At 57.7% G+C, this 13,157-nt stretch carries 11 protein-coding genes; 8 read left to right on the top strand and 3 right to left on the bottom strand.

The features are described from left to right. Positions 1-35 precede the first annotated feature (35 nt). Positions 36-977, top strand: a complete 942-nt coding sequence (locus tag DUD43_RS17860; RefSeq protein WP_153231338.1) for a pirin family protein — start codon at positions 36-38, stop codon at positions 975-977. A 245-nt stretch (positions 978-1,222) separates the two neighbouring features. Continuing rightward, positions 1,223-1,963, top strand: a complete 741-nt coding sequence (fabG, locus tag DUD43_RS17855) for a 3-oxoacyl-ACP reductase FabG (protein WP_153231337.1) — start codon at positions 1,223-1,225, stop codon at positions 1,961-1,963. A 291-nt stretch (positions 1,964-2,254) separates the two neighbouring features. Here the strand turns inward: fabG and proP are convergent, their stop codons facing one another. Next, the gene (gene proP / locus DUD43_RS17850; RefSeq protein WP_153231336.1) at positions 2,255-3,778 is read right to left on the bottom strand and encodes a glycine betaine/L-proline transporter ProP; all 1,524 of its coding nucleotides are present in this window, start codon (positions 3,776-3,778) and stop codon (positions 2,255-2,257) included. Positions 3,779-4,030: 252 nt separating this feature from the next. Then, positions 4,031-4,975 carry a LysR family transcriptional regulator gene (locus DUD43_RS17845; protein WP_153231335.1) on the bottom strand — a complete coding sequence of 315 codons (945 nt, stop codon included), beginning with the start codon at positions 4,973-4,975 and terminating at the stop codon, positions 4,031-4,033. A 106-nt stretch (positions 4,976-5,081) separates the two neighbouring features. Here DUD43_RS17845 and DUD43_RS17840 point away from each other — a divergent pair, with 106 nt between their 5' ends. The 6 genes from DUD43_RS17840 (at position 5,082) to DUD43_RS17815 (ending at position 11,574) form a co-directional block, all read left to right on the top strand. Beyond that, positions 5,082-6,566, top strand: coding sequence for an N-acyl-D-amino-acid deacylase family protein (locus DUD43_RS17840; RefSeq protein WP_153231334.1), 1,485 nt, complete (start codon positions 5,082-5,084; stop codon positions 6,564-6,566). 121 nt (positions 6,567-6,687) lie between these two features. Next, a complete protein-coding gene (locus tag DUD43_RS17835) occupies positions 6,688-8,100 on the top strand; it encodes a gluconate:proton symporter (protein WP_153231333.1) in 1,413 nt (470 codons plus the stop codon). 19 nt (positions 8,101-8,119) lie between these two features. After that, positions 8,120-8,965, top strand: coding sequence for a serine hydrolase (locus DUD43_RS17830; protein ID WP_153231332.1), 846 nt, complete (start codon positions 8,120-8,122; stop codon positions 8,963-8,965). Positions 8,966-8,987: 22 nt separating this feature from the next. Beyond that, complete coding sequence (locus tag DUD43_RS17825; protein WP_153231331.1) at positions 8,988-9,812, top strand: carbon-nitrogen hydrolase family protein; 825 nt, start codon at positions 8,988-8,990, stop codon at positions 9,810-9,812. 29 nt (positions 9,813-9,841) lie between these two features. Further along, positions 9,842-10,645 carry an N-formylglutamate deformylase gene (hutG, locus tag DUD43_RS17820; protein ID WP_153231330.1) on the top strand — a complete coding sequence of 268 codons (804 nt, stop codon included), beginning with the start codon at positions 9,842-9,844 and terminating at the stop codon, positions 10,643-10,645. An 80-nt stretch (positions 10,646-10,725) separates the two neighbouring features. Continuing rightward, entirely contained in the window at positions 10,726-11,574 is an 849-nt protein-coding gene (locus tag DUD43_RS17815; RefSeq protein ID WP_153231329.1) for a putative RNA methyltransferase, read from the top strand. On the opposite strand, the gene DUD43_RS17810 is transcribed toward DUD43_RS17815, so the two are convergent. Beyond that, on the bottom strand, positions 11,571-13,157 hold the full coding sequence (locus DUD43_RS17810) for a diguanylate cyclase (RefSeq protein WP_228125845.1): 1,587 nt from the start codon (positions 13,155-13,157) through the stop codon (positions 11,571-11,573). The two genes, DUD43_RS17815 and DUD43_RS17810, sit on opposite strands and share 4 nt — an antisense overlap.

Below are 13,157 nucleotides of genomic sequence, written 5' to 3'. Positions count from 1 at the left end.
CTGGCCCCTGCACACGCATTTTTGGAGTTTGACCCATGAGTACCCTCAGTTCCGAAGTCTCCGTATCCTTTGATTGCCCTGAAGACCAAAATGGCGACAAGCAGATCCAGCGCGTGCCTGCACGCAGTGCACAAGTGGGCGGGGGCATTACTGTTGGCCGTATCTTGCCGTCCTCGCAGCGGCGTATGGTGGGAGCCTGGTGTTTTCTGGATCACGCTGGACCCGCCGTGTTCACTTCCGGTCCCGGTCTGCGTGTTGGGCCGCATCCGCATATTGGTTTGCAGACCTTCACCTGGATGATTCAGGGCGAGGTGTTGCACCGCGATAGTTTGGGCCATGTGCAAGTGATCAAGCCCGGTCAGGTGAATTTGATGACGGCAGGCCGGGGCATCAGCCATACCGAAGAGTCCTTGCCCGGCGAGGACAAGCTGCATGCGGTTCAGTTGTGGATTGCCTTGCCCTTCAAGGATGCCGCCTGTGAACCGGCCTTTGATCATCACCCCGATTTGCCGTGTTGGCGTGAAGGCGAGTGCGACTTCACTTTGCTGGCCGGTAGTTACGAGGGGCGTCAGGCACCCAGCAAGCTGTATTCGCCTCTGATGGGCATGGATTTGAATAGTGTGAAGGCCGGGCAGATTACCTTGAACCTGCAGCCAGAGTTCGAGTATGGATTTCTGGTGGTGCAAGGCACCGTGGGTATCGGCACCGAGCAGTTTCAGACCAATGAACTGGCTTATGTAGGTCGTGGCTTGACGCAGCTGTCGCTGGAGTTAAGCGCGGGCAGCCGAGTCATCGTCCTGGGCGGCGAGCCTTATACCGATGAGCTGGTCCTGTGGTGGAACTTTGTTGGTCAAAACAAGGAGGTCATCACTCAGGCACAACGCGACTGGCGTGCAGCCCATGAGCGTTTTGGTGTGGTGCAGGGCTATGACGGCGATCCTTTGCAGGCCCCTGATTTGCCTTGGGAAACCGCCTGATTCTATTGAGCGGTCTGCAAGGCCGCTGTGCACCTTGATTGTGCTCCTGATGCTCTGCCTGAATGGCCCCTTTGGGGGCCATTGTTTTTGGACGAAATTTGCCTACCTTGACTGGCGGTCTGCCAGTGATCGGAGTACAAAACAGTGTGCTGGTGTGAACGAGCTTGCAGGCCATGGCCTGTTTGGGTGCTGTAAAAACTTGTGTTTGCACGACAGCGTTGAGCGATTTTTAAAAGGTAGCTGGAATGCGATTGAAAGATAAAGTGGCGGTTGTTACCGGATCGGCAGCGGGTATTGGTTTGGCAACGGCCAGGAAGTTTGCCCAGGAAGGGGCGATTGTGGTGTTGTGCGATCGTAATGCGGATGCCGTCAATCAAGCAGCGCAGTCTTTAAGTGGCAATGGCGTTACCGCTGTGGGCTACACCGTGGACGTGACGGACCGTACGCAGATTGATGCCATGGTGGCGGATGTGAAGCAAAAGTTTGGCCGCATTGATGTGCTGGTGAACAATGCCGGGATCACCAAAGACGCCAAGCTGGTCCGCATGACCGAGCAGCAATTTGACGATGTGATTGATGTAAACCTGAAAGCGGTTTTCAACTTCACCCAGGCCGTGGCCGCGGTGATGCTGGAGCAGGAAAGCGGCTCTATTCTGAACGCTTCCAGCGTGGTGGGTTTGTACGGCAATTATGGCCAAACCAATTACGCAGCCAGCAAGTTCGGGGTAATTGGTTTTACCAAAACCTGGGCCAGGGAATTGGGTCCCAAAGGGATTCGCGTCAATGCCGTCTGTCCTGGTTTTATCGAGACAGACATTCTGAAAACCATCCCGGAAAAAGTGCTGCAAGGCTTTCGTGACCATTGCTGGCTGCGCCGCATGGGCAAGCCTGAAGAAATCGCCAATGTATATGCGTTTTTGGCCTCGGATGAAGCCAGCTTTATCAATGGCACGACGCTGGAAGTGTCGGGTGGTTTGACGGTTTAATGCCGCGTAGACATGGATTGAATCGTTCGTAGCCTTTAGTTGGCAGCTTCTATTTAGTAGTGATGGATACTGGCTACAAAAAAACCTCCACGCTACGCCTTCGGCTTGCTGCCCCCTCGAGGGGGAGTTTTTGCCTTGGGGCGGCCCGGCGACAAAAAAACGGGTCTGAGCGCTTTGCTCAGGCCCGTTTTTAATGTGCTTGTATTTAGGTGGAGAGTTAAAGGATGGGAAGGTGAACGGTTGGCATTATGGATTGAGTAGATCGCACACTGCCTGCGTTCAGACTTCCCTTTAATCCAGCTCAGGGTGGCGGTCCACCAGACGCTGGCGTTTTTGTTTCAAGGCTTCCAGCTCTTCCTCGGCCTTGGCGATGGCTTCTTCCACATCCTGCACGCTTTGCTCAATGTGGTCATAAGCTTCTTGCAGCAGTTCCTTGGCTTCCTTGCGGTTGGAGGCGGTAGGCGTATCGCCGCGCAAGGGGCGGTTCGCCGTTTCAGGCAGGAACAAGGCGGTGATCAAACCGATGACGCTGGCAAACATCAGGTAGTAGGCAGGCACCAGCAAGTTGTTGGTTTGCTCCACCAGCCAGGCCGCAACGGTAGGTGTCAGGCCCGCCACAATGATGGCGATGTTAAAGGAAGCGGCCAAGGCGCTGTAACGTAGCCGGGTCGGGAACAGAGCGGGCAGGGTAGAGGCCATGACCCCGGTCAGGCAATTCAGCAAAACGGCCAGAATCAGCAGCCCCAGGAAGATCTGTACATTGCTGTCACTGCCAATAAAGTGAAAGGCTGGAATCGCAAAGATAAGCAGGCCCAGACTACCAGCCATCAGAAAGGGTTTGCGGCCTATCTTGTCGCTGACAAAACCCACCACCGGCTGCACGAACAGCATCCCTATCATCACCACCACAATAATGAAGACGCCATGCTCTTCGGCGTAGCCCAGGCTGCTGGACAGATAGGTAGGCATATAGGTCAGCAACATGTAGTAGGTGATGTTGGTGACCAGCACCATGCCAATACAAATCAGCAGGGCTTTGCGGTACTTGGAGAAGATCTCGCCAAAGGAAACCGTGGGGCGCTCTGTCAGGGCGGCGCGGTCCTCTTTTTCCATCTTTTCCAGCTGCTCGGTAAAGGCAGGGGTTTCTTCAGCCGCATGGCGCAGGTACAAGCCCAAAATACCCAGTGGACCGGCAATCAGGAAGGGAATGCGCCAGCCCCAATCCTGGAAGGTTTCTTCGGTCAGAGAGGTTTGCAGCAGCACGACCAGACCGGCGCCCAGAACAAAGCCGGCGATGGAGCCAAAGTCCAGCCAGCTACCCAGGAATCCGCGTTGCCGGTCGGGGGCGTATTCGGCCACAAAGACTGCAGCGCCGGTGTATTCACCGCCTACGGAAAAGCCCTGGGCCAGCTTGCATAGCAGCAGCAAGATGGGAGCCCAAAGGCCGATGGATAGATAGGAGGGAATCAGACCGATCAGGAAGGTGCTGATCGCCATGATGATGATGGTCAGGGACAGCACTTTCTGACGACCGAACTTGTCCCCCATCAGCCCGAAGAACACGCCGCCCAAAGGCCGCACCAAAAAGGGCACCGAGAAGGTCCCCAGCGCGGCAATGGTTTGTACGGCGGGTGATGCGTCGGGGAAAAAGACCTTACCCAAGGTGGCGGCCACAAAGCCGTAAACACCAAAGTCAAACCATTCCATGGCGTTGCCCAGGGCAGCGGCCGTCACGGCTTTTTTGAGTTTGCTGTTGTCTACGACGGTAATGTCGTCAATATGGAGCGGCTTGGCGGCCGCGGGGGACTGCGTCATATGGCTTCTCCTGGTAAGCAGGACGATGAGCTGCAGGCTCGCCCTGTGTGCGATCGATACCAGAAAAGGAGCACTGGCATGACGGCATTCTGATCAGGCGAGGCTTGGTGGCGATTCTACGTCCGGCTTTGCTGTTCGTCTATCCATTGAAAGGGTCGAGCAGGCAGAGCCAAGTCGCGAAAAAACGGGACGCGACTTGTCGTCCTCATTGTTACCGAGCCGCAGGCCGTCTCCCACGATATTTGCACATGCTTACAGAGCGCGGCATCCCGGCGGCAAAGGGGCTTTTTTCACGTAGGTTCGTACTTCTTCCACCAGGGCGGCGGCGGCCGGTGTCAGATCATGCTCCTGATGGAACATCAGGCACAGGGTACGGACCAGTGTGGGGGCCTGCAGCAAGGAAAACGTCAGACCGGGCATCAGGACACGCTGTGCGGCCAGGGCTGGCAGCAGAGCAATGGCCAGACCACTTTGCACCAGCGCGGCTTGCGAGGTGGTACTGGAGGCTTCGTAAAACGGGGCCGACGCTTCGATAGGCAGATCCGGGCGCGATTGCAGCACGGCCATGATGCCGGTTTCGTCTACTACGCCCACCAGTTTGCGCTCATGCAGGGCAGACCAGCTGACGGTGTTGTTGGCATCCGGTTTGATCAGCTTGTCGTCGCTGCGATAGAGCACACCAAACTGGTCTTCCAGCAAGGGCTGACTGTCTAGTCCTTGGACATCCGCCCAGGGACTGGTCAGACCAAAGTCGATTTCCCCCGCCACGATCTGGCGCTGAATGCGTCCCGAGTTGTCATCGCGTAAATACAGGCGCACTGCCGGATGCTGCTGCGAGAAATTGGCGGCAGCCGGTGCAATCAGGTCCGTAATGGCCGAGGGCGCAGCGGCCACACTGACACGTCCGCTTTTCAATTCCCCATAACGCATGACATCGCTGATGGCGCCATCAAAGTCCGCCAGCAGGCGGGTGATGCGCGGCAGAAACTCCAGGCCAATAGGCGTCAGGGACACGCGGCGGCTGGTGCGATTGAACAAGGTGGTGTTCAGGGCAACTTCCAGCTGCTGGATCAGGCCCGTGACCGAGGATTGTGTTTGAAAAAGGCGACGCGCGGCATGGGTAAAACTGGCCTCCTGGGCCACGGCGACAAACGCGTTCAAGTGCTTGAGCGTGATGTGCTTGGGAAGTCTGTCCATATCATTTTCTGATTAATCAATTAACTTAAACAATTTTTCATATTAATAATACCTTTGGATAATGCGGTCAACTCCCCTTTTTGTGGGAGGGTTAGTGGAGACGTAGATGCAGACAGACGACCGCAGGCTGGACGTCAAGATCAGCAATGGCTGGATTATTGATGGCTTGGCCACCCCGCGTTGGCGTGGTGATGTGGGTATTCGAGAGGGACGGATTGTCGCCGTGGGCGACCTGAGCGCCTGGCACGCCGATCAATCGGTAGACGCCAGCGGCCATGTAGTGGCTCCCGGTTTTATTGATACACACGGCCATGATGATTTGATGTTCATCGAACGACCTGTTCTGGACTGGAAAACCAGCCAGGGCATTACGACGGTTGTGGTTGGCAATTGTGGTGTCAGCGCTTTCCCGGCTCCTTTGCCCGGCAACTCGGCAGCGGCTTTGGCCTTGCTGGGTGATTCTCCCTTGTTTGAAGACATGGCGCAGTACGTGCAAGCCGTGCGAAACCTCAAGCCCATGATCAACGTGGCGGCTTTGGTGGGTCACGCGAATTTGCGCATGGCCGTGATGCAGGACCCCTTGTCCCAGCCCAATGCTGATGAGCAACAGGCCATGGAAGCCTTGTTGGCCCAGGCACTGCAAGAAGGTGCGGTGGGCTTTAGTACCGGCCTGGCTTACGAGCCCGGCTGCATGGCCGAACCGGCCGAACTGGAAGGTCTGGCCCGTGTTGCCGCTTCCAAAGGTTCCTTGCACACCAGCCATATTCGCAATGAAGGCGACACGGTGCAGGAGTCGGTAGAAGAAGTGCTGGCGGTAGGCCGCCAGACGCAGTGCGCCACCCTGGTGTCGCACCACAAGTGCATGATGCCGGCCAACTGGGGCCGCAGCAGCCATACCTTGGCCAATATTGATCGGGCCCGCGCCGATGGCGTGCAGGCCACCCTGGATATTTATCCCTATTCGGGCAGCTCCACGATCCTGATCCCCGAGCGCGCCCACACCATAGACCAGATTCGTATTACCTGGTCCGAGCCCCACCCCGAGTGCAATGGCCTGTATCTGGCCGAGATTGCCGAGCAGTGGGGCTGCGACCGGGAAACTGCCGCACGGCGTTTGCTGCCTGCTGGCGCGATTTACTTTGCGATGGACGAGAAAGAAGTTCAGCGCATTTTCAGCCACCCATGTTGCATGGTGGGCTCGGACGGATTGCCTGCGGATGCGCACCCCCACCCTCGTTTGTGGGGCAGTTTTACGCGCATTCTAGGGCGGTACGTACGCGAAGATGGCCTGATGTCCCTGGAGCAGGCAGTCGCCAAAATGACAGCCATGCCTGCCTCGGTCTTCGGGCTGGAAAACCGCGGCGTGTTGCAAGTCGGCGCCTGGGCGGATCTGGTGGTGTTTAATCCCGAAACGGTGCAAGATTGCGCCACCTGGGAAGAGCCCACCTTACCGTCTCAAGGTGTGCAGACCGTGTTTGTGAATGGCGTGCAGGTTCACCCTGTCGCCCCGGAGCAGCGGCCCGGCCAGGTGCTTAATCGCGCCTTTGCCGCTCAGGCACAAAGCCTGGATGCGCCGATTATCCCGCTATAAGCGGCGCGTCGGACAAGAAAACAGTCGCTGTGATCTGGGGCGGTCAACCAGGGCGGGGCGATTGCATCACATGCAGGCCGGTTGTTGAAAACCGGCCAGGAAGGATCGTTAAGGAGACGACATGAGTGTCATTCAGCAACAAATGCCAACGGGCAAGCGCAATGCTGCCATGGTGGTGTTTTTAATTGGCATGGCGATTGCCTTGTACACCCACTTTTACATGCCGGGTGAAAGCTCCCTGTGGGGCTTGACGCCGGTAGTGGTGTTTGCGCTTATCGCCCTGTTGGGTGTGGACATTGTTCTGGCCACGATTGGTGCGATTGTATTGGGCGCCATCATGACCAGCACGACGCCCATTGCCATGGGTAAACTGCTGGCCGAGTCCCTGGGCTCGTTCATTGCAGTTGTAGGTTTGATTATTGTGCTGGGCGCCGGGGTGGGTGAAGTGGCCGCCCGTACAGGTGCTGCCGAGCAATTGGTGCGAGCCATTGTGAAGCGTATTGGTTTGTCCAATCCGGTACGTGTGCGTCTGGGCATCATGGTGGCTTCCACCCTGATCTGTGGCGCTTTGGGTACCCTGGCTGGCGGTAACGCCATTATTGCTGCGGTGGTGATTCCTATTGCTGCTGCCGTGCGTCTGTCCCCCCCTGCTGTGGCTGCCTTGTTCCAAAGTGCCGGTTCCGCCGGTCTGGTACTGGGCCCATTCACCCCTAACGTGGTGACGGTAACGGGTCTGACAGGTCTGAGCTACACCGACTACCTGCTGGTTGCCGGTCTGCCTATGGCCGCTGCCACCTTGCTGACGGGCTGGTTCATGTCCGGTCGTATCCAGAAGATGACCAAGGATCAGTTCCAGTACGAAGAAGCCTCGCAAGGTCAGGCTGCTTTTGACGTGAATGCCAAGGCATCGCCCAAGGCTGTGCGCGCTGCCTGGGCTTTCTGCATCACTATCGTGGGTCTGGCTGCTGTGGGTATCGCCTCCAAAGCCGGTTTTGCCTACGCCATTATCGTGATGGTGTCCCTGGGCGCCACCACTGGTCTGGCCGGTGGCATGAATCCGCGCGAAATTCTGCAGGCTATGTATGCCGGTGCGGGCAAGCTGATCTGGATTTTCTTCCTGTTCTGGCTGTTCAACCCGGTGCTGGTACTGGTGGATCAACTGAACGCCTATCACGCCTTGCTGGATTCGGTACAACCGTACCTGATCGGTATCAGTGGCGCGGTGCTGTGCATGTTGATTGTGGCCTTTAACGTGGTCGGTCACATTCCCGGTGCTGCCGTGGCGCAGATGACTTTTACCGCGAAGATTTTTGGTCCTGTGCTGGCGGCTGCTGGTGTGGGTCCTGCAGCGACTGCCGCCGTGATTCTGGGCAGCTCGCAGATTGACTGGTTTGGTCCTTTCCCTTCTTCAGATATGTTCGGCCAGATGGGCCTGGCGCGTTCCACTCAGCTCAAGTACATGTTGTATAACGGCTGGGCGGTCATGGCGGTCAACTTACTGATGTTCGCCGGCCTGTTCCTGATTCTGGTCTAAGTATTGAAGGAGTGTTTGTATGTTTACCTTAGGAAGCGAGTTGTTGGATGCGCCGCTTGTTCGTCAGCGCTTGCAAGAACGTCTTGAGCCTTTGCTGAGTCAGGAGTCCGCCCGTATTTCCATGGCGGTCTACGCTACCGACGGTACCTCCTTGTTCGACTGGCATGCGCAGCGCGTCATGCCGTCGGCCAGCCTGATCAAAACGCCCATGCTCCTGTGCCTGCTGGAACAGGTGGCCCAGGGCAAGCTGTCACTGGATACGGTTTACCCTCTGCCCGAGGGTGACCGTACCCCCGGCACCGGCATTTTGAGCCAGTTGCCTGGCGTGCCCAGCCTGAGCCTGCGCGAGCTGGCCCTGCTGATGATTATCCTGAGCGATAACGTCGCCACCAATGCCCTGATCGACTTGCTGGGCATGGATAACATCAACGCCTGGAGCGCCCAGGCCGGTTTGCAGCATACGGATTTGCAGCGTCACATGATGGACATGAAGGCGCGCGAGGCTGGTAAAGACAACTGGACGACCGTTCAGGATGCCTGCTCGACCTTGTTGTACCTGCTGCATTCGCCTGCCTTGCCGGAAAACCTGCGTCAGCAGGGGCTGGACATGCTGGCCGATCAGCGCGAGCGAGGTCACTTTGCGGCAATTTTGCCTTCTGTCGCTCGACTGGCTCACAAGACCGGCTCCTTGCCCGGCTTGCGTCATGACGCCGGTATTCTGACGATGGGCGAACGCAGTGTGGTGCTGGCCGTGATGGCTGATGGCTTTACCGATGGCCGCACCAGCACCTCTCTATACGGTGGCCAGGGGGCGGGTGTCCTGTCCCGCCTGGCCTTGGAAACGGCCCGCGCCCTGCAGTACTGAGCCGGTCCGAAAGGATAAAAGTATGTCTACGACACGTGTTGCCCTGGTTCAACTGGATAGCGGCCGCGACCGCCAAACCAATCTGGACCAGCTAGAACATTGGGTGCTGGCCGCCGCCAAAGATGGGGCACAACTGATTGTGACCCCCGAGTACAGCGATGTACGTGGTGATACGGAGTGGTTGCAGCAAAACGCCACGCCCATTCCGGGTCTGGTGACGGATCACATGTCCAGTCTGGCGCGCCATACCGGTGCCTGGATTCATCTGGGTTCCATGCACGAGCGCCGTCCTGATGATCATCGCCTGGGCAACACGAGCGTGACGTTTTCGCCAGAGGGCGAGATCGTGGCGCAATACCGCAAAGTGCATTTGTACGATGCGGTGGTGAACGGTCTGGAATACCGCGAGTCTGATGATTTCTGCCACGGCCAGCATCTGCAAAATGTGCAGGTCGGGGATCTGAATCTGGGCCTGAGCATTTGCTACGACATGCGCTTTGCCGAGCTGTTCCGTACCTTGCGTGCCCGTGGTGCGAATGTGCTGGTGGTGCCAGCTGCCTTTAATGTGCATACCGGCCGTGATCACTGGGAAGTGCTGTTGCGCGCCCGCGCCATTGAAAACCAGTGCTACGTGCTGGCGGCAGCGCAGATCGGTGGTCCCGGTCCTGCCATGCCTTGCCTGGGCCGCAGCATGATTATTGATCCTTGGGGCACGGTTGTGGCCTGTATGCCTGATCATCCAGGCTATATCTGCGCCGATCTGGACCCCGTTCGCGTGCAGCGCATGCGTGAGTCACTTCCGGCCTGGCAGCACCGCCGGGGTGATCTGTATCCTATTCCTTCTTGATTGTGTGCTGAAACAGACTGGAGTCTGCCATGACCATTCCTGCTGCCTTTGAGTTTTATCCGGGCACGGCCCCCTTGTTGATTTCCATGCCCCATTCGGGCACCTACGTGCCCTCGGACTTGCTGGCGCGTTTTACGGAGTCAGCGCGTCAGGTGCCGGATACGGATTGGCATATTCCCCGCTTGTATGAATGTGCCCAGAAACTGGGTGCGTCCGTGCTGGTAGCGACGCATTCGCGTTTTGTGGTGGACCAGAACCGTCCGCCAGACAATGCCAGCCTGTATCCCGGTCAAAGCGTGACCAGTCTCTGTCCTTTGGACACCTTTGGCGACGAGCCTATTTACCAGCCCGGCCAGGAGCCGGACGAGCGTGAAATTGCCCAGCGTCGTGAGACTATCTGGCTGCCGTATCACCAGAAGCTGGAAGAAGAGTTGACGCGTCTGCTGGCTCTGCATGGCCGTGTGGTCCTGTGGGATGCGCATTCGATTCGTTCGGTGGTGCCGCGCTTTTTTGAAGGCCGCCTGCCGGATCTGAATTTCGGGACTGCCAATGGCGAGAGCTGTGATCCTGCCTTGAGCGAACGCCTGATGAAAACGGCCTCGGCCAACAAGGACTACAGCAGCGTCTTGAATGGCCGTTTCAAAGGTGGCTACATTACGCGCCACTACGGACGTCCCGAGCAGAACATCCATGCTGTGCAGCTGGAAATGGCGCAGTGCTGCTACATGGAAGAGCAGTGGCCCTTTGATTACAAAGAAGAGGCCGCCCGCAACATTCAGCCCCTGATCGAGGCCTTGCTGCGCGACGCGCTGGCCTTCGCGACCGAGTCGTAAATTCATCCTGAGCCCCGGCACAGACAGGCCGGGGCGCTACACTATCGCCTTGGCCACGGTGGCCGTAGAGCGATTCATTCATGTCTGACCTTTCCCCGCCCCTGTTCGAGAAATTGTGCTGTCCCCTGGACGGCTTGCCGCTCTCGTTTGAGGCTCCCAGCTGGCGCTGCCCCTCGGGCCATTGTTTCGATACGGCCAGCCAGGGCTATATCAATCTGCTTCCTGTACAGAACAAGCGTTCACGTGATCCGGGCGACAGCAAGGAAATGGTGGCGGCGCGTCGCCGTTATCTGGAGTCGGGGGTGTACGAGCCCATCGCTGCCGGTGTGTGGCGTGCCTTGATGGATGGCCTGGAAGGGGAGGCACCTTATGCCTGTCTGGATGCGGGCTGTGGCGAAGGCTATTACCCGCGTTATCTACGTCAGCAGGATCAGGATGGGCAGTTGGCCCTGATTGGTCTGGATATCTCCAAATGGGCTGTCATGGCGGCGGCGCGCAGTTCCTCGGACATTCGTTGGCTGGTGGGTAGTAATGCGCAGTTGCCCGTGCCAGATGGCGCTTTGGATGCCTTGCTGTGCATGTTTGGCTTTGCCGTACCCGAGGAGTTTTTGCGGGCGCTGAAACCGGGCGGTATCTGGGTGCAAGTGGAAGCGGGCACCGAGCATTTGCTGGAATTGCGCCGCATTATTTATCCGACCTTGAAGGCCGATAAGGACGAGGACCAGGAACCGCCAGCCGGTTTCAGTCTGGAAGCCACCGAGCGCGTTCGTTGTCAGATCAGCCTTGATTCACAGGAGCAAATTGCCGATCTGCTCCTGATGACGCCGCATTTGTTCCGAGCCAGCGCACAAGGGCGGGAACAGGCTCGTCAATTGACGAGCCTGGATCTTCAGGTGGATGTGCGTATCAAGGTCCTGCGCCGTCTTTAAGCGCGGTTGACGTCCGTGTCGCTGGCAATGGGGTCGCACAGTTCAACCCGGTTGCGACCATTGCGCTTGGCCTTGTACAGCGCTTCATCCGCCAGTTTCAACACTGTGCTGTGTTCGCGGGCATGCAAGGGCCAGTGCGCCAGCCCAATAGAAATCGTAATGGGCGAGCCAGCTGGGCTATTGGTTTCGCTGATCAGAATGCGCAGGCGCTCGGCCAGTTGCACGGCCTGGTCTATATCCTGATCGGGCAGGAAAATACAGAATTCTTCACCCCCGACCCGACAGATCAGGTCTGTATCACGGGTGCAGGCCCGCATGGTGTCGGCCAGAAAGCTTAGCACCAGATCACCCACATCGTGCCCGTAGGTGTCATTCACGCGCTTGAAGTGGTCAATATCCACTGTCAGCACGGAAAAGGGCGTGTCCGTTTCTTTCCATTGCTGCAGCACAACAGCCATGCCACGGCGGTTATTCAGGCCGGTCAGCGGGTCGGTATTGCGTTCCACATCCATGACGCCCATTTTGCGATTCACGCGTTTCAAGCCCAGCAACATGGCCAGCTTGATCTGGCGGGACTCGAAATACCAGGCGTGAACTTGCTCGATGCGCGAACTGGCCTTGGCGGAGTCCAGATGCGGCGCCTGGCGAGCCAGTTGTCGCAAGGGTTTGGCGATCAGCATGGCCAGCATCCAGATCAGGATTTGCACGGCCAGGAAAAAGGGGATGGAGTTGCGCAGCACCTTGCCCAGCAGGACGGTTAACTCATCCAGCACCACTTTGGTGGGGCTTTGCACCACTACACCCCATTTCACATCGCTGCTGGGTGCGAAACCGGCCAGCATGTCCACGCCTTTCACGTTGCGCAGGGATAGCGCGTCGCTCTCGCCCTGGCTGACTGCGTCAATGGCCGGGTTGCCGTGGATGACTTCGCCAATCCGGGCCACATCACGGTGGAAAATCAGCCGTTTGTGCTGGTCGACGACATAAATGTAGGAACCATCGCGGTAAAAATGCTCGCCCAGCAAGGCGTTCAGGCTATTGGGCTCGTGCAGGTAGATGGAACCGCCTACCAGGCCTTTGTAATTGCCTTCCGCATCAAAAATCGGGTGTGACAAGAAGATCAGCAAGCGCCCGGTTGCGGACAGATAGGGCGGGCTGACCACGGGTTTTTGGGTTTTCAAGGCCAGTTGCGTGCCTTCTCCCCGCAGTGTCGTGCCCACCAGGCTGAGCTGTTGGGGCGCATTGGCCAGAACCCGGCCCTCGGCATTCAGGATCAGGACTGAATTAAAACTGTTGTTTTGTTCCTTCAGGCGCCTGACCTCATCACCCAGCAAAAGCTCGCCCTGGTATAGAGAGCGGGAGAGCACGCTGGCGCTGTAACTGAGTTGCTGCTGCAAGTTGGCAATGAAAGCATCGGTGCTGCTGGCCAGTTTCAGGGCGTACGCACGGTTTTTCTCCAGTGCTTGCTCGATCAGCAAGGAGCGTTCAGCCGAATAGGCCCCATACAGGGTGTAGCCCATGGTCAGCAGACTGCTGGCGGTAGCCAGCAAGAGAATCAGCCGGCGCAGATCAACAAAAAACAT

It is taken from the genome of Alcaligenes faecalis, assembly GCF_009497775.1.
In the GTDB taxonomy this organism is placed as follows: domain Bacteria; phylum Pseudomonadota; class Gammaproteobacteria; order Burkholderiales; family Burkholderiaceae_B; genus Alcaligenes; species Alcaligenes faecalis_D.
The sequence above is the reverse complement of the archived record's forward strand: the minus strand, read 5'-3'. Positions and strand labels throughout refer to the sequence as shown.